Annotated in this window: 15 protein-coding genes, 3 tRNA genes and 3 rRNA genes; 17 read left to right on the top strand and 4 right to left on the bottom strand. The window is 56.2% G+C overall.

The genetic code is table 11. The features are described from left to right. The first annotated feature begins 29 nt into the window (after positions 1–29). Both OGM81_06275 and OGM81_06280 read left to right on the top strand, forming a co-directional pair. Positions 30–1,463, top strand: coding sequence for a polysaccharide biosynthesis C-terminal domain-containing protein (locus tag OGM81_06275; GenBank protein UYJ44727.1), 1,434 nt, complete (start codon positions 30–32; stop codon positions 1,461–1,463). A gap of 6 nt (positions 1,464–1,469) precedes the next feature. After that, a complete protein-coding gene (locus OGM81_06280) occupies positions 1,470–2,228 on the top strand; it encodes a nitroreductase family protein (GenBank protein UYJ44728.1) in 759 nt (252 codons plus the stop codon). Between the two features lie 130 nt (positions 2,229–2,358). Here OGM81_06280 and OGM81_06285 read toward each other — a convergent pair whose 3' ends face one another. From OGM81_06285 to OGM81_06295, 3 genes are all read right to left on the bottom strand, one after another. Next, complete coding sequence (locus tag OGM81_06285; GenBank protein UYJ44729.1) at positions 2,359–2,958, bottom strand: prepilin-type N-terminal cleavage/methylation domain-containing protein; 600 nt, start codon at positions 2,956–2,958, stop codon at positions 2,359–2,361. Positions 2,959–2,997: 39 nt separating this feature from the next. Continuing rightward, the gene (locus OGM81_06290) at positions 2,998–4,875 is read right to left on the bottom strand and encodes an LTA synthase family protein (protein ID UYJ44730.1); all 1,878 of its coding nucleotides are present in this window, start codon (positions 4,873–4,875) and stop codon (positions 2,998–3,000) included. 123 nt (positions 4,876–4,998) lie between these two features. Further along, positions 4,999–5,778 carry a type III pantothenate kinase gene (locus tag OGM81_06295; protein UYJ44731.1) on the bottom strand — a complete coding sequence of 260 codons (780 nt, stop codon included), beginning with the start codon at positions 5,776–5,778 and terminating at the stop codon, positions 4,999–5,001. Positions 5,779–6,346: 568 nt separating this feature from the next. Between OGM81_06295 and OGM81_06300 the strand changes: the two genes are divergently transcribed. The 15 genes from OGM81_06300 (at position 6,347) to OGM81_06370 (ending at position 20,909) form a co-directional block, all read left to right on the top strand. Next, a 16S ribosomal RNA gene (locus OGM81_06300) occupies positions 6,347–7,860 on the top strand. 142 nt (positions 7,861–8,002) lie between these two features. Then, positions 8,003–8,078, top strand: a tRNA-Ala gene (locus OGM81_06305). A gap of 3 nt (positions 8,079–8,081) precedes the next feature. Continuing rightward, positions 8,082–8,158, top strand: a tRNA-Ile gene (locus tag OGM81_06310). 234 nt (positions 8,159–8,392) lie between these two features. Next, positions 8,393–11,222 (top strand): 23S ribosomal RNA (locus OGM81_06315). A 76-nt stretch (positions 11,223–11,298) separates the two neighbouring features. Beyond that, positions 11,299–11,415 (top strand): 5S ribosomal RNA (gene rrf / locus OGM81_06320). Together the 16S, 23S and 5S rRNA genes with 3 tRNA genes alongside form the textbook arrangement of a ribosomal RNA operon. A 60-nt stretch (positions 11,416–11,475) precedes the next feature. Further along, positions 11,476–11,551: transfer RNA gene (locus OGM81_06325), tRNA-Lys, on the top strand. Between the two features lie 428 nt (positions 11,552–11,979). Then, positions 11,980–12,570, top strand: coding sequence for a cytidylate kinase-like family protein (locus OGM81_06330; protein UYJ44732.1), 591 nt, complete (start codon positions 11,980–11,982; stop codon positions 12,568–12,570). Positions 12,571–12,855: 285 nt separating this feature from the next. Beyond that, the gene (locus OGM81_06335) at positions 12,856–13,692 is read left to right on the top strand and encodes a transporter substrate-binding domain-containing protein (protein UYJ44733.1); all 837 of its coding nucleotides are present in this window, start codon (positions 12,856–12,858) and stop codon (positions 13,690–13,692) included. Between the two features lie 99 nt (positions 13,693–13,791). After that, positions 13,792–14,487, top strand: a complete 696-nt coding sequence (locus OGM81_06340; GenBank protein UYJ44734.1) for an amino acid ABC transporter permease — start codon at positions 13,792–13,794, stop codon at positions 14,485–14,487. Beyond that, positions 14,474–15,220: an amino acid ABC transporter ATP-binding protein gene (locus OGM81_06345; protein ID UYJ44735.1), complete on the top strand. Its 747-nt coding sequence runs from the start codon at positions 14,474–14,476 to the stop codon at positions 15,218–15,220. Before OGM81_06340 ends, OGM81_06345 begins: the two co-directional genes overlap by 14 nt. Positions 15,221–15,276: 56 nt before the next feature. After that, positions 15,277–16,290, top strand: a complete 1,014-nt coding sequence (locus tag OGM81_06350; GenBank protein ID UYJ44736.1) for an alpha-hydroxy-acid oxidizing protein — start codon at positions 15,277–15,279, stop codon at positions 16,288–16,290. Positions 16,291–16,458: 168 nt separating this feature from the next. Then, positions 16,459–17,292, top strand: coding sequence for a transporter substrate-binding domain-containing protein (locus OGM81_06355; protein ID UYJ44737.1), 834 nt, complete (start codon positions 16,459–16,461; stop codon positions 17,290–17,292). Further along, complete coding sequence (locus tag OGM81_06360) at positions 17,292–17,951, top strand: amino acid ABC transporter permease (GenBank protein UYJ44977.1); 660 nt, start codon at positions 17,292–17,294, stop codon at positions 17,949–17,951. Before OGM81_06355 ends, OGM81_06360 begins: the two co-directional genes overlap by 1 nt. A 12-nt stretch (positions 17,952–17,963) precedes the next feature. After that, positions 17,964–18,746 carry an amino acid ABC transporter ATP-binding protein gene (locus OGM81_06365; GenBank protein ID UYJ44738.1) on the top strand — a complete coding sequence of 261 codons (783 nt, stop codon included), beginning with the start codon at positions 17,964–17,966 and terminating at the stop codon, positions 18,744–18,746. 171 nt (positions 18,747–18,917) lie between these two features. Next, positions 18,918–20,909, top strand: a complete 1,992-nt coding sequence (locus OGM81_06370) for a beta-galactosidase (protein ID UYJ44739.1) — start codon at positions 18,918–18,920, stop codon at positions 20,907–20,909. 458 nt (positions 20,910–21,367) lie between these two features. Here OGM81_06370 and trxA read toward each other — a convergent pair whose 3' ends face one another. After that, positions 21,368–21,679 (bottom strand): thioredoxin, encoded by a 312-nt coding sequence (gene trxA / locus OGM81_06375; GenBank protein UYJ44740.1) that lies wholly within the window; start codon positions 21,677–21,679, stop codon positions 21,368–21,370. Between the last annotated feature and the right edge of the window lie 96 nt (positions 21,680–21,775).

Here is a 21,775-nt window from a genome sequence, read left to right on the forward strand (position 1 = left end):
TTCTTATTACGCATTACGGAGGATTTCCCGTGGCATCATCGCAAAAAAAATACTCAACGCTGGTAAGCAATACACTGCTGTTTGCCATCTCCAACTTCAGCTCCAAGCTGCTCAGCTTCTTCATCCGCCCGTACCTGAGCTACGCGTTGGATACGCCGGACATCATGGGTGTGTCCAGCCTGCTGCAGCAGGCTACTAACCTGCTGATCCCGGTGGTCAGTTTGGGCGTGTCCTACGCAGTCATCCGCTTTGGCTTGGATAAAAAGGTCAACAAGTCCAGCGTCTTCGTCAATGGCGGCGCTACCATCAGCGTGGGCTTTTTGCTGCTGCTGCTGGCCATGCCGCTGGTGCGGCTCATCCCCAACGCGGCGGAATACCTGCCGTATCTATACCTCTGCGTGCTGGCCAGCTGCCTGCGCACGCTGTGTACCCAGTTTATCCGCTCCCGTATGTTGAACCGCCTGGTGGCGATAGACGGCGTGCTGACTACCGGCGCACTGCTGGCGTATTACCTGGTGTTTTTGAGTTGGCTCAAGCTTGGCGCGGCGGGCTTTTTGCTGGCAAACGCCTGCGCGGACCTGACCTCGATGGTGTTTGTGTTCTTTGCGGGCGGGTGCTATAAATTCTACAACCCCAAAGCCTTTGACAAAAAGCTGTGGCGCGACATGCTGCGCTACTGCCTGCCCATGATCCCCGCGGCCATCAGCTTTTGGATCATCAACGCCAGCGATATGTTCTTTGTGCAGGCTATGTGCGAGGATTACGGCGGCCGCAGCGGCAACTATTGGGTCGGCCTGCTGTCGGCGGGCTATTTCCTGCCGCAGGTCATCACGATTCTGGGCAGCATCTTCTACGAGGCCTGGCAGCTCTCCGCTGTGACCGAGGAGCAGGACCGCGAGGTGTTCTTCTCCAAAATTTTCCGTATCTACGCCAGTGTTTTGTTCTGCTGTGTGGCGGGCGTTATCTGGCTCTGCCGACCGATGATGCACCTGTTCAAGGCCGAATATTACGACGGCTGGATCTTTGTGCCGTTTCTGACGCTCTGCTCCATGTGCACCTGCCTGAACCAGTTCCTCAACAGCATCTACGTGGTGTATAAGCGGTCCACCGGTTCGCTGGTCACGATGCTGTGCGGTGCGGTGCTCAACCTGATCCTGAACTACTGCTTCATCCTGGCCTGGGGCCCTTGGGGTGTCACTCCGGCCAGCTTCTTAGGGCTGCTGTTGGTTTTTTTGCTGCGTGCCTACTCCACCCGCGGCCTGCTGGAAGTGGACTTCCACCCCGGCTGGCTGCTGCTGAACCTGGCGCTGGTGCTGGCGGAAATTTTCTGCATCATGCGGCTGGAAAACTGGGTCATCCCGGTCACAGTGCTGACGGCCATCGTCTGCGCCATCAACTTCCGCGAAATTTTCAGTATGCTGAACAAACTGGTGGGCAAATTCCTCCACCACAAAAAGGTGTGATATTGTATGGAAACTATGGATAACGAGATCTTACAGGTGCTTTCCGCCCGCAAAAGTGTGCGCGTGTATACCGACGAGCCGGTGACCGAAGCCGAGCGGAACGCTATTTTACAAGCGGCGTTCCAGGCACCCACGGCGGGCAACCAGCAGCTGTACACGATCTTGAACATCACCGACCCGGCGCTGAAAGCCCGCCTGGCCGATTTGTGCGACCACCAGCCGTTCATTGCCAAGGCACCGCTGGTGCTGGTGTTTTTGGCCGATTGCCGCCGTTGGCTGCAGGCCTATAAGGCAGCGGGCATCGAGGATGTACGGACCCCCGGTGCAGGAGACCTGCTGCTGGCCATGGCCGATACCTGCATCGCGGCGCAGAATGCCGTGGTGGCGGCGGAAAGCCTGGGCATCGGCAGCTGCTACATCGGTGATGTCATCGAGAACGCCGAGCAGATGCGAGAAGCCCTGCATCTGCCGGAGCATGTGGTTCCTGCCTGTATGTTGGTGTTCGGCCGCCCGACGGACCAGCAGAAGGCCCGCCCCAAACCGGCCCGGTTTGCAAAGGATGCCGTCGTCTGTGAGAACACCTACCGCGACCGCACCGACGACGAACTGCGCGCGGACTTTACCGCCCGTGCCGCCGCCAACGGCCAGCAGAACTACGATTTCACCACCGCCATCCAGGCCTTCTGCAAACGCAAGTACGAGAGTGATTTCTCCCGGGAAATGACGAGGAGTGCAGAGGTATATCTGGAAGAGTTCCGAAAGTAAAATAATACAAAGCCGCCGCACAGTGTTTACTGCGCGGCGGTTTTTGTTTAATGATGATATGAGAGGCTACGAAGTTTTACGTTCGTTCTCTACGGTTTTCCCAGGATCGGGTGTTGCGGGCGTGTCAGGCTCAGTCGAGGGCGTTTTCGTAGGGGTCGGGCACAGCCGTCGGCACATTGGCGGTGGGAATCACCACGCTGCTGCTGCCGGAAGTCGCCCGATTCGCATACGCCACCAGAATATCATCGGCACTCCTATATAAAAGGAACACGATCTGCCCGTTGGTGTTACACCAGAAGTTCAGTACCGTGCCGTCCACACCGGCGGCTGCCTTGACCTCGGCTACACCGGCGGCAGTACCGTCGGGCGTGTTCTGCGGGGTCAGCAGGTATTCACCGGTGCCCTCGCGCTGGGCCAGTGTGCCCGTAACGGTGGGGCGCTCGTCCCGGACCTGACCGGCCCATGCGGCCAGCGTGGTATCGATTTTTTTACTGCTGTCCTGGATGTAAGCCGTCCGCGCTTCGGTATACTTCTGTGCGCCCAGCCCGGAGGCGGCCGTCACGCAGGCCTGCGCCTCGGTGACTGCTTTTCTCTCCTGTCCGGTCTCCAGCTGGCGGGAAAAGGCCGGTACGGCCACACTGGCTAAAATGGCCAGGATAACCAGAACAACGACCAGCTCCACCAGGGTAAAACCACGGCGGCTTTCATATTTCCGGCGTCGCAGCAGCATAGCGGTGCCTCCTTGTATTTTTCACATCCTGGGCAGGAATTAATGCCCAAAAATCGACTGCACACGCTTGGCGTGGGCACCAATATTGTTATATTCCAGTGCCAGATACCCCTTCACCCAGGCGTCCAGGCTTTCGTCCTCGCCGTAGGTGCCGTAGGTGCCGTCCACCTTCATGTAGTCGTTGGCGGCGGTCACCACGGGGGTCTGCTGCTTCATAGCCAGCAGGTATTTGTAGTAGCCCGTCAGCGGCAGACCGGCCTGCTGGGCAATCGTGGGGGCCAGCATCACCATGTCTATGCGGTTCAGCGGGTCGGCAGCGCTGGTGGCGGCGCCGATGTTCTCCAGCGGGTAATTGGCCCAAATGAAGAACGGCGTGCTGCGCTCCAGAATTTGCAGGTCGTTGCCCTCGGCGCGGGTCTTGTCAGCCACGTGGTCCACAAAACTGGGGGCGTGGTCGCCGGCAAACGCCAGCACTACCTTGCGGCCGGTCTCCTCGTACTGTTTGGTAAAGTAGTCGCACAGTTCCTGCACGGCGGCGTCGCTCATGTGGATGCAGCTCAGGTATTCGTCCATCAGCTCGTCGTACTCGCCGTAGTCGGTGGCGGCGTGTACAATATCCAGCGAAGCATCGTTCATTGTGTAGTCGCCGTGGCTCTGGATAGACACCAGGAAGCCGAACCGCGGCTTGTCCTCGGGCATGGCTTCGTACAGCTTTTCGAAGTCGCGGTAAGAGGCCGAGTCGGTCTGATACGGGCGGTTGCCGTAGTACTCCTTGGTGGGGAAGTCGTCTTGGAAGTGGGTCTCGTCGAAGCCCAGTGCCAACCAGGCAGAGTCGCGGCGGTAGTTGGAGTTTGTGTAGGGGTGGGCAGCCAGCGTGCTGTAGCCCAGGTCCTTCAGGTAGCTGACCAGGCTGTTGGCGTTGTGCAGGTTCAGCCAGTTGAAGGGGGTAATGGAGGGCATCAGCATCAGCGAGTTGCTGGACAGCATCTCGTACTCGCTGGAATTGGTGCCGCCGCCTACGTGGGGGCTGATGGTGTGGCCGTACACAGCGTTGGGCAGGTTCTTGGTAACGGGCATGACCTCGGTGTCGGCCTGCAAATCGGTCACGAGGTCAAAGTCGTAGAAGCTCTCGGACAGCACCAAAATGATGTCAGGGTAGTCGGTGCTGGCGGATTCTGCCGTGGCGGAGGGAAAGTCCTCGGCCATGGCAGCCGCGGTGACGGCGGCGTCATCGCTGTAGTTCTCCGGCTCAATGATGGGGTCGGCCATCAGGCTGGCGGCCTCGATGGTACCGGCCAGGTAGCCGTACTTATAATAGGTATTCTGCCAGGCCCAACCGTAGGTGGTTTTGGGCTTGACCGAAACCGGCCCAAAGTAGCCGAAAAAGAGTACGCAGAACACACCGGCGGCACAACCCAGTACCCGTACACCGCGGGCACGCCAGCTGGCGCGCTTGGGGCAGTCCTTGACCAGCTGCCCCTGCACAAAAGCAATCGCCAGCACCGGCAGATACCACAGAATGATGGTGCGCACGGTGGCGGTAATTTGCAGTGTGTAGCTGCCCATGACCTCGGCGGCGGTGCCCAGGTTCAGGATGTCCTGGGGCATCAGGGCCGAGCCGTGCAGATCGCGGGTATAGTAGTTGATGAGTGCGATCACGGTGAACAGTGCACCGGAGATGCCGGTGGCGCGGCTCCACTTGCCCAGGATGGCAAACAACACCAGTGTCAGGCAGAAGGCGGTCAGGGCGTTCAGCGGGGCATACAGCGGCCACTGCATGGCCAGAAAGTCCGGCGTAACGCCGTCGGACAGTTCCAGCTGATACCGCGCAATAAATGCGGCAGTGATGGCCAGTGCAAAGGGCAGGACCCCCTGCAGGAAGAAATTCTTCCAGTTGAAATTTTTCAGTTTTTGCATGGAAATAGATAAGACCTTTCTATACTACATAATATTACAAATTACAGTATAGCATATATTGCAACAAAAATAAAGACGCCGCCTGTTAGTCAGGCGGCGGTGTTTGTTTGGTTTGTGGGGTGCTTACCGGCGGGTATTGCGCTGCCAGATGGCAAACAGGCCGTCCAGGATGAGCGTTTCCCGGTAGGTGATCTCGGTCACGCAGCAATCGCGAACGCTGGAGGGCAGAGTACCGGTGGCGATCACAGGGGCGGCGTCGGCATGCAGCGCGGCGCGGAACTGTGCTACCATACCGTCCAGCATGGCCGAGGTCCCGTGCACGATGCCGCTGTGCAGGCAATCGGCGGTGTTTGTGCCCAGCAGACGGCGGGGCTTGGCTTCCAACTCCACCTGGGGCAGCTGGGCGGTATTTTTTACCAGTGATGCCAGCGAGCACTGCGGCCCCGGAAGGATAGCGCCGCCCACCAGGGCGCCGGTGTCGTCCACGGCCAGCAGGGTAGTGGCGGTATCGAAGTTGACGACTACCAGCGGCGGCTCGGCCCGGCGCAGCGCGCCGACCACCGCGCAGAGCAGTTCGCCGCCCAACTGGGCCGGGTTGTCCATGCGGATACGCACACCGCTTTTCAGACCGGGCCCTACTTCCATGACCGGGGCCTCGCACATCTTGCGCAGAGCCTCCCGGATGCGGGGCGTCAGCGCGGGCACCACGCTGGAAAAGATGATGGCAGTGATCTCCTGCGGTTCCGCGCCGTACAAGGCCAGCATGTTTACCATTTTATATAGAAGCTCATCGCTGCTCAACGCGGTATCCGCAAACAGCCGTGAGGAAAACACCAGCTTACCATCCGGCGTATAACTGCCAAAGGTAATGTTGGAGTTGCCGATATTTAATGCCAGGATCATTCGGGTCCCTCTTTCTACAGGTGATGCTTATATACTATTATAATAAAGAAGAAATTGCAAGAGCCGCTATTGATTGGCTGCCTCTCTGCGAGGGGAGCTTGCGTTACCACCCCTTATCCCTACAAATGGTGCCAATCCCACCCAATCCCCACAATATACACCTTGCCCAAAAGTACAATAAAAACTTTGTCAAAAAACCGAAAAAAGTGCTTGACAAAGGTCATACTCCTTGCTATAATAATCAAGCTGTCTCGCGAGGGGACAGCCGCTAAAGCTTGTAACTACGGCTTGTATGGGGATTTTGAAGCCGAAAGGCTTCAAAAAATATCGAAAAAAGTTCTTGACAAAAGAACTTTTATGAGATATAATATACAAGCTGTTACGAAACAAGTGACAGCGCAGCAGGACCTTGAAAATTGAACAAAACTGAAACTTGTGGAACCTTGAACGTGGGTTTGGAAACCCACGATAATCAATTCCAAATTTACAAGTAATTCATACAGGACGCAAGCGATTGTGTCTGAGTGATTACAGAGATTTAACGCTTTTAAATGGCGATTAAATACCATTTATAAAGAGTTTGATCCTGGCTCAGGACGAACGCTGGCGGCGCGCCTAACACATGCAAGTCGAACGGAATCAAGAGGAGCTTGCTTTTCTTGATTTAGTGGCGAACGGGTGAGTAACGCGTGAGTAACCTGCCCTGGAGTGGGGGACAACAGTTGGAAACGACTGCTAATACCGCATAAGCCCACGGTATCGCATGGTACTGAGGGAAAAGGATTTATTCGCTCTAGGATGGACTCGCGTCCAATTAGCTAGTTGGTGAGGTAACGGCCCACCAAGGCGACGATTGGTAGCCGGACTGAGAGGTTGAACGGCCACATTGGGACTGAGACACGGCCCAGACTCCTACGGGAGGCAGCAGTGGGGGATATTGCACAATGGGGGAAACCCTGATGCAGCGACGCCGCGTGGAGGAAGAAGGTTTTCGGATTGTAAACTCCTGTCGTTAGGGACGATAATGACGGTACCTAACAAGAAAGCACCGGCTAACTACGTGCCAGCAGCCGCGGTAAAACGTAGGGTGCAAGCGTTGTCCGGAATTACTGGGTGTAAAGGGAGCGCAGGCGGACCGGCAAGTTGGAAGTGAAATCCATGGGCTCAACCCGTGAATTGCTTTCAAAACTGCTGGCCTTGAGTAGTGCAGAGGTAGGTGGAATTCCCGGTGTAGCGGTGGAATGCGTAGATATCGGGAGGAACACCAGTGGCGAAGGCGACCTACTGGGCACCAACTGACGCTGAGGCTCGAAAGCATGGGTAGCAAACAGGATTAGATACCCTGGTAGTCCATGCCGTAAACGATGATTACTAGGTGTTGGAGGATTGACCCCTTCAGTGCCGCAGTTAACACAATAAGTAATCCACCTGGGGAGTACGACCGCAAGGTTGAAACTCAAAGGAATTGACGGGGGCCCGCACAAGCAGTGGAGTATGTGGTTTAATTCGAAGCAACGCGAAGAACCTTACCAGGTCTTGACATCCGATGCATAGTGCAGAGATGCATGAAGTCCTTCGGGACATCGAGACAGGTGGTGCATGGTTGTCGTCAGCTCGTGTCGTGAGATGTTGGGTTAAGTCCCGCAACGAGCGCAACCCTTATTGCCAGTTACTACGAAAGAGGACTCTGGCGAGACTGCCGTTGACAAAACGGAGGAAGGTGGGGATGACGTCAAATCATCATGCCCTTTATGACCTGGGCTACACACGTACTACAATGGCGTTTAACAAAGAGAAGCAAGACCGCGAGGTGGAGCAAAACTCAGAAACAACGTCTCAGTTCAGATTGCAGGCTGCAACTCGCCTGCATGAAGTCGGAATTGCTAGTAATCGCGGATCAGCATGCCGCGGTGAATACGTTCCCGGGCCTTGTACACACCGCCCGTCACACCATGAGAGCCGGGGGGACCCGAAGTCGGTAGTCTAACCGCAAGGAGGACGCCGCCGAAGGTAAAACTGGTGATTGGGGTGAAGTCGTAACAAGGTAGCCGTATCGGAAGGTGCGGCTGGATCACCTCCTTTCTAGGGAGTCAGACGTTCAGCTAAAGCAGGTCTTTGGCTGAACGGACAGGAAAGCAAGTTTCAGTATTGTTCAATTTTGAGGGCCGTGCAAACGGAACCTCAAAGCATAAGGGACACAGCGAAACCCGAAACGTGAAAACGCGGGGGTATAGCTCAGTTGGGAGAGCACCTGCTTTGCAAGCAGGGGGTCAAGGGTTCGAATCCCTTTATCTCCACCATTTGGGCTGATAGCTCAGCTGGTTAGAGCACTCGGCTGATAACCGAGAGGTCGATGGTTCGAGTCCATTTCAGCCCACCACTGGTAATCCAGTGCGCTGGGTTACCCAAAGCCTTATGCGATGTACCTTGAAAACTGAATATAGAACTGCGAAATGAGATTTTATTAGCTATGTAAAATTCCTGATTTTAAATTAAAATCTATAATTTCACCAAGCGGAACTGAAGCTTAGTAATAAGCGACAGTAAAATGGTAAAATCTCGTTGGCAAATGGAGAATCTGAAATAAAGATATGTTTTGCGAAAGCGAAACAACGGTCAAGCTACAAAGGGCGCAAGGAGAATGCCTTGGCACTGGGAGCCGATGAAAGACGTGATAAGCTGCGATAAGCCTTGGGGAGGAGCAAATATCCATTGATCCAGGGATTTCTGAATGAGGAAACTCACCGAAGCTCATACTTCGGTACTGCACACTGAATCCATAGGTGTGTGGGGGGAACCGCCTGAACTGAAACATCTAAGTAGGGCGAGGAAGAGACATCAAACGAGATTCCGTTAGTAGTGGCGAGCGAACGCGGAAGAGGGCAAACCGGAAGGAGAAATCCTTCCGGGGTATGGACCGCTTTTAGGACTTAAGTTGCTAGCTGAATGGCATGGGAAGGCCATCCAAAGAGTGTGAGAGACACGTAAGCGAAAGTAACGAGAGCTGCGCGAGTTCCAGAGTACGGCCAGACACGTGAAACCTGGTCGGAAGATGGGGGGACCACCCTCCAACCCTAAATACTACCCAGTGACCGATAGCGTATAGTACTGTGAAGGAAAGGTGAAAAGGACCCCGGGAGGGGAGTGAAAGAGAACCTGAAACCTTGTGCCTACAAGCACATAGAGCACATCAACGTGTGATATGGTACTTTTTGTAGAACGGTCCGGCGAGCGATTGTATGTTGCGAGCTTAAGCGCTTAAGGCGTGGAGGCGTAGCGAGAGCGAGTCTGAAAAGGGCGTTCAGTAGCATGCAATGGGCCCGAAACCGGGTGACCTACCCATGATCAGGCTGAAGTGAAAGTAAAATTTCATGGAGGGCCGAACCGACCTCCGTTGAAAAGGCGGCGGATGAATTGTGGGTAGCGGAGAAATTCCAATCGAACTCGGAGATAGCTGGTTCTCCCCGAAATAGCTTTAGGGCTAGCCTCATATTAGATACCCGGAGGTAAAGCACTGAATGGCCTAGCGCCCGAGAGGGTAGCGAAGCCTATCAAACTAAGAATGCCGGAGTATTGATGTATGGGAGTCAGACAGTGTGAGATAAATCTCATTGTCAAAAGGGAAACAGCCCAGATCTACAGCTAAGGTCCCAAATTGTATCTAAGTGGAAAACGATGTGGAAATACGCAGACAACCAGGATGTTGGCTCAGAAGCAGCCACTCATTTAAAGAGTGCGTAATAGCTCACTGGTCGAGCGTCTCTGCGCGGAAAATTTAACGGGGCTAAGATACAAACCGAAGCTTAGGCTGCACGTAAGTGCGGGGTAGGGGAGCGTTGTGTAAGCGGAGAAACAGTAGCGTAAGCGGCTGTGGAGTTTACAGAAGTGAGAATGCCGGAATGAGTAGCGCGAATGTGGTGAGAATCCACATGGCCGGAAACCTCAGGTTTTTGGAGGAAGGTTCGTCCGCTCCAAGTTAGGCGGGAGCTAAGGTAAGGCCGAAAGGCGTAGCCGATGCACAGACGGTAGAGATTCCGTCCCCACCGAAAGACTTAAGCACAGGGACACTTTCAGAAGGTCGGAGCCAGGTGTTGGTTCTGGTAGTGATCGAGGGAAATATAGTACCGAAGTCCGGCTGGAAGAGAGGCGAGAAAAGCTGTGTGTATGTTTAAGGTGCCCGTACCGCAAACCGACACAGGTAGGTAGGAAGAAGATTCTAAGGCCAACGGGAGAAGGGTTGTTAAGGAACTCGGCAAGTTGACCCCGTAACTTCGGAATAAGGGGTGCTCACGAGAGTGAGCCGCAGAGAATAGGCCCAGGCAACTGTTTACCAAAAACACAGGTTTGTGCTAAATCGAAAGATGACGTATACGAGCTGACGCCTGCCCGGTGCTGGAAGGTTAAAAGGAGATGTGCAAGCATTGAATTGAAGCCCCAGTGAACGGCGGCCGTAACTATAACGGTCCTAAGGTAGCGAAATTCCTTGTCAGGTAAGTTCTGACCCGCATGAAAGGCGTAATGATCTGGGCACTGTCTCAACAGCCCGCCCGGCGAAATTGTAGTACCGGTGAAGATGCCGGTTACCCGCGACAAGACGGAAAGACCCCATGGAGCTTTACTGTAGCCTGATATTGGGTTTCGGTGTTGCATGCACAGGATAGATGGGACGCTGGGAAAGAGTCGCTTTGGCGATTCTGGAGCGGACGTTGGGATACCATCCTTGCGACATTGGAATTCTAACCTGCGCCTCTGAATCGAGGCGGGGGACATTGTCAGGTGGGCAGTTTGACTGGGGCGGTCGCCTCCTAAAAAGTAGCGGAGGCGTTCAAAGGTTCGCTCAGCTTGGACGGAAACCAAGCTAGAGAGTGCAAACGCAAAAGCGAGCCTGACTGCGAGACTGACGGGTCGAGCAGAGACGAAAGTCGGAGTTAGTGATCCGGTGGTATGTGAGTGGAAATGCCATCGCTCAACGGATAAAAGTTACCCTGGGGATAACAGGCTGATCTCCCCCAAGAGTCCACATCGACGGGGAGGTTTGGCACCTCGATGTCGGCTCATCGCATCCTGGGGCTGAATTCGGTCCCAAGGGTTTGGCTGTTCGCCAATTAAAGCGGTACGCGAGCTGGGTTCAGAACGTCGTGAGACAGTTCGGTCCCTATCTGTCGTGGGCGCAGGATATTTGAGAGGCGCTGTCCCTAGTACGAGAGGACCGGGATGGACGAACCTCTGGTGCACCAGTTGTCACGCCAGTGGCACAGCTGGGCAGCTATGTTCGGATCGGATAAACGCTGAAAGCATCTAAGCGTGAAGCCGGCCTTAAGATAAGATATCCCACTGAGTTAATCAGGTAAGACCCCTTGAAGACTACAAGGTTGATAGGCACAGAGTGTAAGCGGAGTGATCCGTTCAGCTAGTGTGTACTAATAGGTCGAGGGCTTGACCCCATCTTTATGAGATACTCTATTTGCTAGAGCAGTTCGATATTCAGTTTTGAGGGTACATCCTCAGAAAAAAGAGACGGTCGGTGTCGATGACGGTGAGGTTCCACCTGTTCCCATTCCGAACACAGAAGTTAAGCTCACTCGTGCCGAAGATAGTTGGCTGGAGACGGCCTGTGAAAATAGGTAGATGCCGACTTCTCTTTTAAAGAACAAGCCTCCGGGCCGGGTTTTGGCCCAGCCTGGAGCTTGTTTATATGCACCATTAGCTCAGTTGGTAGAGCAACTGACTCTTAATCAGTGGGTCCTGGGTTCGAGTCCCCGATGGTGCACCACAAAATACCTCGCACGAAGCTGCGGGGTATTTTTTTATTGTATATTTTTGAGGGAACTGCCGTTTATGCACCATTGGGGACGAGAATGGCTTGCTGCGGAGGTGACCGCCGCCTGCAGCGGTAACCGCAAGTCGTAGGCCGGCGGTACGTCCCGGCCAGAAAAAATGCCCAGTGGGGCATTTCTAGAGCGCGGGAGAGTCCCCGATGCCTAAAAAGAGACTTTTGCTGCTTGCTTATAAAAAGGCACAACATGTGATGTTTACATAAAAATAGTCCGTTTTACATATAGTTATGATTGCGCTATACCCTGCGCAGGCGCATGTACAAAAATAACGTGCTATGCCCCTTGCAAATCGCTGTAGATTTGTTACAATAAAGGCAGCAGAACGGGTGGCTTGTGGAGCAGCCCGCAGAAGGAGGAACCCTTTATGAAACAAATCATCACGATCGGACGAGAATTTGGTGCAGGCGGCGGCGAACTGGGACGCCGTCTGGCTCGGGAGCTGGGTATCGCCTACTATGACCGCGACATCATCCTACGCACGGCCAAGGTCAGCGCCCATTTGACGCCGGAACAGGTGCGCCGCTGGGACGAGCGTGTGCCTCACGAGTTCGGCTTTACACAAAGCCTGTTCAACTTTTACGAGCGCCCGCTGAGCGAGGAACTGTGGGACGCTCAGGTGCGGGCCATCCGCGAGATTGCCGACAAGGAAAGCTGTGTTATCGTTGGCCGCAATGCGGACTACATCCTACGCGAATTCGACCACTGCCTGCGCGTGTTTGTGCATGCCGACCGTAACTGGCGCCTGCTGCACATGCGCAAGCTGATGCCGGACACCCCCTTTGACCAGCTGGAAGTCGACATGGACAAGGCCGACCGCGCCCGCAAAAATTACTGCGTCAAGCATACCGGCCGTGTGTATGGCGACAGCCGCAACTACGATTTGACGCTGTGCACCAGCAAGTTGGGCATTGATAAGGCGCTGGAAATTTTGCTTTGCGCGGCGAAGGATATTTGAGATTTGAGTAGATCGGGAGAGGGGTATCTGCCCCTCTTTTTGCATTTTTATGCCGAAAATCATACTTTCTTTTGCGAGAAATCAAAAAGGCTTAATTTTATTAACCTAATAACGCAGATTCGGCTTGACTTTTAAGGAAAGGATGATATAATATTCACATACGGTTTAAAAACTATCAAGGGCGATAGCGGCACCAGTTGGGCCCTATTGCCCTTTTCTGTTTTTAAGCGGTTACCCGCTGCGCGGCAGTGGCGCATTTTATGGAGTGGAAAGGAACGTATCAACATGAAAAAACTATTTTCTTTCGGCATGGCTGCTGCCATGACCCTCTCTCTGGCTGCCTGTGGCGGCGCTGCTTCCAGCGCTGCACCGTCTGAAGCCGCTTCCGAAGCTTCCTCTGAGGTTGCTTCCAGCGAAGCCGCTGCAGAGTCCACCGATGCCACCGGCAAAACCTGGGTCATCGCTACCGACACCGTCTTTAAGCCCTTTGAGTACACCGATGCCTCCGGCAACTTTGTCGGCATTGATGTTGATATTGTCGCGGCCATCGCCGAGGACCAGGGCTTTGACTACGAGATGAAGAGCCTGGGCTGGGATGCTGCCATCGCTGCCTGCCAAGCTGGCCAGGCCGATGGTATGATCGCTGGCGCTTCCATCACCGATGAACGCAAGGCCTCCGGCTGGACTTTCTCTGACGGCTACTACGATGCCACCCAGACCATGACCGTGGCGGAGGACTCCGACATTACCGGCTTTGCTGACCTGAACGGCCAAACCGTTGCGGTCAAGACTGGCACCCAGGGCGCTGCTTATGCCGAAAGCCTGAAGGACGAGTACGGCTTCAACATCACCTACTTTGAGGATTCCCCCACGATGTACCAGGCTGTTCTGGGCGGCCAGTGCGTGGCTTGCTTCGAGGATACCCCCATCATGAAGGCTTCCATCAAGGACGGCGGCCTGGCCCTGAAGGTTTTGGACGATACCGCCAGTGACCCCGCCCCCTACGGTTTTGCGATCTTCAGCGCAGACAGCCAGGAATTGCTGGATATGTTCAACGCTGGTCTGGCCGATATCAAGGCCAACGGCAAGTATGACGAGATCCTGGCCAAGTACCTGGGCTAAGATCTGCGCCATAAACAACTGAACCAGGTTTGCGCGGGGACGCCTGTTTTCGCAGGAGGTCCCCGCATTTTTCGATAGGGAAAAGGAGCGTGCTGCCACTTGGCCAGAATCATTACCAACTATGGCGGACTGCTGCTGTCGGCAATGGGGCAAACCCTGCTGCTGGCGCTGTGCGGTCTGTTCTTTGCCTGTATTCTGGGCTTGGTGTTCGGCATTTTAAGCGTGCTGAAAAACCGGGCCTGCAACATTCTTGCCACCGTGTTTGTGGATATCATCCGCGGTGTGCCAATGATCGTGTTGGCGTTTTATGTATATTTTGCCGTGCCGATGCTGCTGAACAATATCCTGCACCTGAATACGATGCTGGGCATGAAAGGGCAGATCACTTTCTCGGCGCTACAGGCGGGCACCATCTGTCTGGCGCTGAACTGCGGCGCTTATATGGCAGAGATCATCCGTGCCGGTATTGAAAGTGTGGATAAAGGGCAGATGGAGGCAGCCCGCAGCCTGGGCCTGCCCTATTGGCGCGCCATGTACCGCGTGGTGCTGCCGCAGGCGATCCGTACGATGATTCCCTCGATCATAAACCAGTTTATCATTACCCTGAAAGACACTTCGATCCTGTCGGTCATCGGTTTCCCCGAACTGGTCAACACCGCCAAAAACGTGGTTGCGAATACGATGAGCGCGTTCCAGGTATGGACGATTGTTGCTGTGATGTACCTGGTGGTCATTACGCTGCTGTCCCGTCTGGCCAAAAAGGTAGAGAGGAGGCTCAACCGTGGGCGTCAATAAAAACAATGTTAAAATTCACGTTGAGCATCTGAAGAAAAACTTCGGCAAACTGGAAGTGCTGAAAGATGTCTCGACCGATATTTATGAGGGTGAGGTCGTGGTCATCCTCGGTCCCTCCGGCAGCGGTAAGTCCACCTTTTTGCGCTGCCTGAACCGGTTGGAAGAGATCACCGGAGGTGAGGTCGTCGTGGACGGCCACGACCTGACCGACAAAAAGACTGACCTGAATAAAGTGCGTGAGAACGTCGGTATGGTGTTCCAGCACTTCAACCTGTTCAACAACCTGAACGTCATGGGCAATATGGTGCTGGCCCCGGTGGAACTGAAAAAGGCATCGAAAGCCGAGGCTAAGGAGCGTGCGCTGCATCTGCTGGACCGCGTGGGGCTGGCCGAAAAGGCCGAAGCCTACCCGGCACAGCTTTCCGGCGGCCAGAAGCAGCGTGTGGCGATCGCCCGTGCGCTGGCGATGAACCCCGACATCATGCTGTTTGACGAGCCGACCTCGGCGCTGGACCCGGAGATGGTCGGCGAGGTTTTGCAGGTTATGAAACAGCTGGCGGCGGACGGCATGACGATGGTCGTCGTCACCCATGAGATCGGCTTTGCCCGCGAGGTAGCCAGCCGTGTGATCTTTATGGAGGGCGGCTACATCGTGGAGGAGGGCACCCCCGAAGAGGTCATCGACCACCCGAAACAACCACGTACCATCGACTTTTTGAGCAAGGTTCTGTAAGGGACTGCGGCCTCTGGCGCAAAGCCGGAGGCCCTTTGCTTAAAGGAGGCAAAATCATGAATTATGCAGAACTATTGCAGGCCGCCCGCGGGCAGATGGGCCCCTGCCGCGCCTGCCCCGTGTGCAACGGCCGTGCCTGCGGCGGCAACATCCCCGGCCCCGGCGCCAAGGGCGGCGGCACCGTGGCCATCCGCAACTTTGACGCCTGGCGCAATGTGCGGCTGAATATGGACACCATCCACGAGAATTTTACCCCCGATACCAGCTTGCAGCTGTTTGGCCGTACATTTAAATACCCATTTTTTGCCGGGCCGGTGGGCGCGATGACGCTGCACTACGGCGACAAGTACAATGACATGGATTATAATGCCATCCTGGTCCCTGCCTGTGCGGCTGCGGGCATTGCCGCCTTTACCGGCGACGGCACCAACCCCAAGGTGATGGAGGGGGCCACCGCGGCCATTGCGGCCAATGGCGGCTTCGGCATCCCCACGGTCAAGCCCTGGGATAACGCCACCGTTGCAAAGAAAATGGCGATGGCACGCGAGTCCGGCTGCTTTGCGCTGGCCATGGACATTGATGCAGCGGGCTTGCCCTTTTTGCAGAACCTGACCCCGCCGGCGGGCAGCAAGACCGTGGAGCAGCTGCAGGAGATCGCTCGGGAGGCGGGCGTTCCCTTTATTTTGAAGGGCATCATGACCGCCAAGGGCGCCGAAAAGGCAGTGCAGGCCGGTGTGGCGGGCATCGTGGTGTCTAACCACGGCGGCCGCGTGTTGGACGATTGCCCAGCCACCGAGGAAGTGCTGCCGGAGATCGTGGAAGCCGTGGCAGGCCGTGCCAAAGTGTTTGTGGATGGCGGCATCCGCACCGGCGGCGATGTGTTCAAGGCGCTGGCGCTGGGCGCAGATGCCGTGCTGGTTGCCCGCCCCTACGTTACGGCGGTGTATGGCGGCGGTGCCGAGGGCGTTGCCTGCCTGACCGAGAAGCTGGGGGCCGAGCTGGCTGACACCATGCGGCTGTGCGGTGCGGCTGCACTTAAGGATATTTCCCGGGATATGGTACGGGTCTGATTGCATTTTGGGCGCATTAACTGCCGATTTATCCAGCTTTTTGCATTTTAAACTTGCATAAAATTACAGTTTGCGGTAAAATTGTAGCATACGCTTGCTTTATTACCCTGAATCGATAAAGCAAGCGTGAGAGGGAACTGTGCAAAGTATTTTGAGGAGGTCACAACTATGAAAAAACTCATCAGCATGGCGCTGGCTGCCGGTATGGCGGTCAGCCTGGCCGCTTGCAGCGGTGCCGCTTCGTCGTCTGCCCCGGCAGCCGATTCCGCCGCTGCTTCCACCACCGAGGCCGCTGCCGACAGCGATCTGGCCTATATCCAGGGTAAGGGCAAGATGACCATCGGTTACACCGTCTACGAGCCGATGAACTACACCGACGCCGACGGCAACTTTACCGGCTTTGACACCGAGCTGGCCACCGCCGTCTGCGAAAAGCTGGGTGTGGAGCCGGACTTTGTGGAGATCAACTGGGATACCAAGATCGTCGAGCTGGACGCCAAGAGCATCGATTGCATCTGGAACGGCATGACCCTGACCGATGAGATCCAGGCCAACGCCGCCTGCACCAAGGCTTACGCCAAAAATGCGCAGGTCGTCGTGATGAAGTCCGACGCTGACTACAGCTCCACTGCTGACCTGGTGGGCAAGACCGTGGTGGCCGAGGCTGGTTCTGCCGGCGAGAGCGCCATCCAGGATGACGAGAGCCTGTCCCAGGCTGACTACGTGAGCAAGAGCGTCCAGACCGATTGCCTGATGGAAGTAGCCGCCGGCACCGCCGACGCCGCCGTGCTGGATCTGACCCTGGCTACCGCCATGATCGGTGAGGGCACCGATTACGCCAACCTGGCCATCAAGGACGAGCTGAACGCCGAGGAATACGGTGTGGCTTTCCGTAAGGGCAGCGATGTAGCCGAGGCTGTCAACGCTGCGTTTGACGAATTGAAAGCTGACGGTACCATGCAGAAATTGGCTGACAAGTACAGCCTGACCCTGGCCGAGTGATGGGCGAGGCGGCTGTTATTTGGGGACGCCTGACCGAATCTTTCTGGCTGAACTGCCAGCTGTTCGGGCTGACGCTGCTGTTTGCGATCCCGCTGGGCCTGGTGGTGGCGTTCGGCTCGATGAGCCGTTTTGCCCCGCTGCGCGGCGTGGTAAAAACCTTTGTCTGGGCGATCCGCGGCACACCGCTGATGCTGCAGATTCTGGTCATCTACTTAGGCCCCGGCCTGATGGGCTTTACCAACCCGTGGCCATCGGGCAGTAGCGGCCGTTTGGTGGCGGCTGTGGTGGCCTTTGCCATCAACTACGCCTGCTATTTCTCGGAAATTTACCGCGGCGGCATTGAGGCTGTGCCCAAGGGCCAGACCGAGGCCGGGCAGGTGCTGGGCATGACCCGTAGCCAGATCTTTTTCAAGGTCACGCTGCTGCAGGTGGTCAAGCGCATTTTGCCGCCCATGGGCAACGAGATCATCACCCTGGTCAAGGATACCTCCCTGGCCAACGTCATCGCCAACAAGGACATCATCATGATGGCCAAGGAGTACAGTGCCAAGGGCCTGATCTGGCCGCTGTTCTCCACGGCTGTATTCTTCCTGATATTTGTTGGCGTACTGACGCTGTTTTTTGGCTGGCTGGAAAAACGGCTGGACTATTTCCGCTAAGGGGGCACGGCTATGGCATTGTTGGAAGTTGCCGGTATCGGCAAAAGCTTCGGCAGCACCGCCGTGCTGCGGGATATTTCGTTTGACTTGCAAAAAGGTGAGGCGCTGGCCATTATCGGGTCCTCCGGCTCCGGTAAAACAACGTTGCTGCGCTGTTTGAACTTTTTGGAGACTGCCGACACGGGCTCTATCACCGTGGCGGGCGAAACGCTGTGGAGCGCGGACGATGCCCGCACCCAGAGCGAGGCCGTGCTGCGCAAAAAGCGGCTGCACTTCGGACTGGTGTTCCAGAATTTTAACCTTTTTCCGCAATATACAGCGCTGCAAAATGTGATGCTGGCGGGCGAACTGCTGGCGAAAGAGCGCCCGGACTACAAGCAGAACCGCAAGCAGATCCACGACGAGCTGGAAGCGCATGCCCGGGAACTGCTGGCCCAGATGGGGCTTTCCGACCGGGCGGGGCATTACCCGCACCAGCTTTCCGGTGGGCAGCAGCAGCGCGTGGCCATTGCCCGTGCCCTGGCCCTGCAGCCGGACATCCTCTGCTTTGACGAGCCGACCTCGGCCCTCGACCCCGAACTGACGGGCGAGGTGCTGCGGGTCCTGCGCGATCTGGCCGAGCACAAGACCACCATGATCATCGTGACGCATGAGATGAAGTTTGCCCGCGATGTGGCTGACCGCATCCTGTTTATGGATGGCGGTGTGGTGGTGGAACAGGGCGACGCCAAGCAGGTCATCGACCACCCACAGGAGGAACGCACCCGCAAATTTTTGGCCAGTTACGGAAAATAAGCAAAATTATGGCAGGCCCTCCCCGTGTGGGAGGGCCTTTTTGCGTCCTTTTTCCGGCTGGATGCAACAAATATCTATCCCAGGCGGCTTGCGCCGCGTGGGGTTTGTTGCTATACTGAACATCAAAGACGCACATTACTTTTTATGCAAACGCAAAGCGGAGGAAAAACTATGCAGTTGGATAAACTTCTCCATGGCGGAGATTATAACCCGGAACAGTGGCTGGACCGCCCGGATATTCTGGCCAAAGATGTGGAACTGATGGAAAAAGCACATGTCAACGTAGTTACGCTGGGCGTGTTCTCCTGGTCCACCATCGAGCCGCAGGAGGGCGAGTTTCACTTGGATTGGCTGGCGGACATCATCCACAACCTGTATGCCCACGGTATCTCCACCATTCTGGCCACGCCCAGCGCCGCACGCCCGGCCTGGCTGGCCCAGAAGTACCCCGAGGTGCGCCGTGTGCGCGGCGACCGCGTGCGCGAACTGTACAACCGCCGCCAGAACCACTGCTACACTTCGCCGATCTACCGCGAAAAAGTGGCCATCATCGACCGCAAACTGGCCGAGCGCTTCGGTGATGACCCGGCCGTGATCCTGTGGCACATCGGCAACGAGTTTGGTGGCGAGTGCCACTGCGAGCTGTGCCAGAACGCTTTCCGCGCCTGGTTGCAGAAGCGTTACGGCAGCCTGGACGCGCTGAACAAAGCCTGGAATGCCACCTTTTGGAGCCACAACTACACCGAATGGAGCCAGATCGAAAGCCCGGCGCCCCATGGAGAGAACGCCGTGCAGGGTCTGGCCCTGGACTGGAAGCGGTTCGTCAGCTACCAGAGCATCGATTTTTACAAGTGGGAGCGCGATTGCGTGCGGGAACTGGCCCCCAAGGCGGAGTTCACCGTCAACATGATGTACCGCTTCAACGACATCAACTACTTTGATTTTGCCAAAGAGATCGACGTGGCCAGCTGGGACAACTACCCCACCTGGCACAAGCCCACCGAGACCGTCGAGGAGACTGCCCTGGACACGGCGATGATGCACGACCTGTACTATTCGCTGAAGGGCAAGCCTTTCCTGATGATGGAGTCCAGCCCCAGCTTTACCAACTGGCAGCCTGTCAGCAAGCAGAAGCGCCCCGGTATCGCCGAGCTGTCTGCCCTGCAGGCTGTGGCCCATGGGGCGGACAGCGTTTGCTACTTCCAGTGGCGTGCCAGCCGCGGTGCCGAGGAGAAGCTTCACGGTGCAGTGGTCGGCCATGACGGCCGCGAGGATGCCCGCCCCTTCCGCGAGACCGCCGAAGTCGGCGAGACTTTGGAGCAGTTGGCCTTTGTGGCGGACACCCGCCGCGTCAAGCAGGCGGCCATCGTGCATGACTGGGAGAACAAGTGGGCGCTGGAAGGCTCCTGCGGACCGCGCAACTGCGGCCTGGGCTACTGGAAAGAGTTGGCTTGCCACTACAACGCCCTGGCCCGTCGCGGCATCACCGTGGATTTCGTTAACCAGGAAAGCGACCTGACCGGTTACGGCCTGGTCATTGTGCCGATGCAGTACCTGCTGCGCAACAAATTTGCGCAGGCACTCTGCGATTACACGGCCCAGGGCGGCACCGTGGTGGTGACCTACTGGACCGGCGTGGTGGATGAGAGCGATCTGTGCTACCTGGGCGACACCCCCTACGGCCTGACCGATCTGTTGGGCCTGCGCCGGGAGGAGATCGACGCCCTGTACGATGGTGAGACCTGCCACTGTGCTGCCACTGACGATGGCGCGATGGAAGCGGACGGCAGCATCCTGTGCGAGGTGGCTGTCCTGAACGACACCGATCCCGCCACCCCGCTGATGCTGTATGCGGAGGATTACTACGCCGGCTGCCCCGCCGTTGCTGTGCATGCCTTTGGCAAGGGCCAGGCGTATTACCTGGCCAGCCGCTTCAATGCGGATTTTTACAATGACTTTTATGCGCAAGTATGCGAGAAAGCAGGCCTGCAGCCTGCCTGGCCGGAGCAGCTGCCCACCGGTGTGCTGGCCACTCGCCGCGGTGATTTCGTATTTATGCAGAACTGCAACGACCACAGCGTAGACATCGATGGCGTGGAGCTGGAGAAATACAGCACCCGTTTGGTCCAGCTGGAACCTGTGGACGAAGACGACGAGAGCTGACCCACTTTCTTTGAAAAGAAAGTAGGCAAAGAAACTTTTAATATTTTCCATAAAAAAGAGGGCGGTGCCGGGAAACGACATCGCCCTTTTGTAATGGCATACACGGGGCGCTGGGGAACGCTGCCCCCTACAAATGTAGTAAGAGTATTGGCTCCCCTTGAGGGGAGCTGTCACCGAAGGTGACTGAGAGATGGCCCTGAGGCAGTATGTTACTAAAGTAGCCACTCTTCACCCGCTGCGAGGGAGCTCCCCTCTAGGGGAGCCAAAAAGCTTTGGTGAGGCCGTGTGCCATTGTAGAGGAATTGGCGGCGGGCAGCCGCCAAACGCGCGCTATCGGAAGTGGCGGGAATCTTTTCGGTTCCTTTTGAGTCTTCAAAAGGAACACTTATCGGCGATATGCCGTTAAAAAAAGTGGCTCACCGCAAGGTGGTGAGCCACGCCAGAAGTCGTATAAAAAATCAAAGCACGCCGTTCAGCCAGGCAACCAGCGCCGGTTTCGGCTGGAAGCCTACCTGATGGGTAACCATCTTGCCGTTTTTCAGCACCACCAGACAGGGGATGCTGCTCACACCAAACTGCGCGGCCAGCTGCGGGTTTTCGTCGCAGTCAATGCCGAAAAAGGCAGCCTTGTCGGCCATCTCATTGCTTACTTCTTCCAGCACGGGTCCCAGCATCTTGCAAGGGCCGCACCAGGTGGCGTTAAAATCCAGTACAGCCACGGGGGCGGCCAGTGCAGCGGTCAAATCGTTATGATGAACTTCCTGTACCATAGGAAAATTCCTCCTTTTATCGTGTGTTTGTCAGTATGGGCAGAGCCCGGCTGAACTATACCACTATCTTACACGATAAACTGCCAAAAAGCAATA

Source organism: Oscillospiraceae bacterium (genome assembly GCA_025758045.1).
GTDB lineage: Bacteria > Bacillota > Clostridia > Oscillospirales > Ruminococcaceae > Gemmiger.

Coding starts and splice junctions, on each gene's coding strand:
- OGM81_06285 (UYJ44729.1), bottom strand. CDS start 2,958: ATGCTGCTGCGACGCCGGAAATATGAAAGCCGCCGTGGTTTTACCCTG.
- OGM81_06330 (UYJ44732.1), top strand. CDS start 11,980: ATGAAACAAATCATCACGATCGGACGAGAATTTGGTGCAGGCGGCGGC.
- OGM81_06355 (UYJ44737.1), top strand. CDS start 16,459: ATGAAAAAACTCATCAGCATGGCGCTGGCTGCCGGTATGGCGGTCAGC.
- OGM81_06365 (UYJ44738.1), top strand. CDS start 17,964: ATGGCATTGTTGGAAGTTGCCGGTATCGGCAAAAGCTTCGGCAGCACC.
- OGM81_06350 (UYJ44736.1), top strand. CDS start 15,277: ATGAATTATGCAGAACTATTGCAGGCCGCCCGCGGGCAGATGGGCCCC.
- OGM81_06360 (UYJ44977.1), top strand. CDS start 17,292: ATGGGCGAGGCGGCTGTTATTTGGGGACGCCTGACCGAATCTTTCTGG.
- OGM81_06295 (UYJ44731.1), bottom strand. CDS start 5,778: ATGATCCTGGCATTAAATATCGGCAACTCCAACATTACCTTTGGCAGT.
- OGM81_06335 (UYJ44733.1), top strand. CDS start 12,856: ATGAAAAAACTATTTTCTTTCGGCATGGCTGCTGCCATGACCCTCTCT.
- trxA (UYJ44740.1), bottom strand. CDS start 21,679: ATGGTACAGGAAGTTCATCATAACGATTTGACCGCTGCACTGGCCGCC.
- OGM81_06280 (UYJ44728.1), top strand. CDS start 1,470: ATGGAAACTATGGATAACGAGATCTTACAGGTGCTTTCCGCCCGCAAA.
- OGM81_06290 (UYJ44730.1), bottom strand. CDS start 4,875: ATGCAAAAACTGAAAAATTTCAACTGGAAGAATTTCTTCCTGCAGGGG.
- OGM81_06370 (UYJ44739.1), top strand. CDS start 18,918: ATGCAGTTGGATAAACTTCTCCATGGCGGAGATTATAACCCGGAACAG.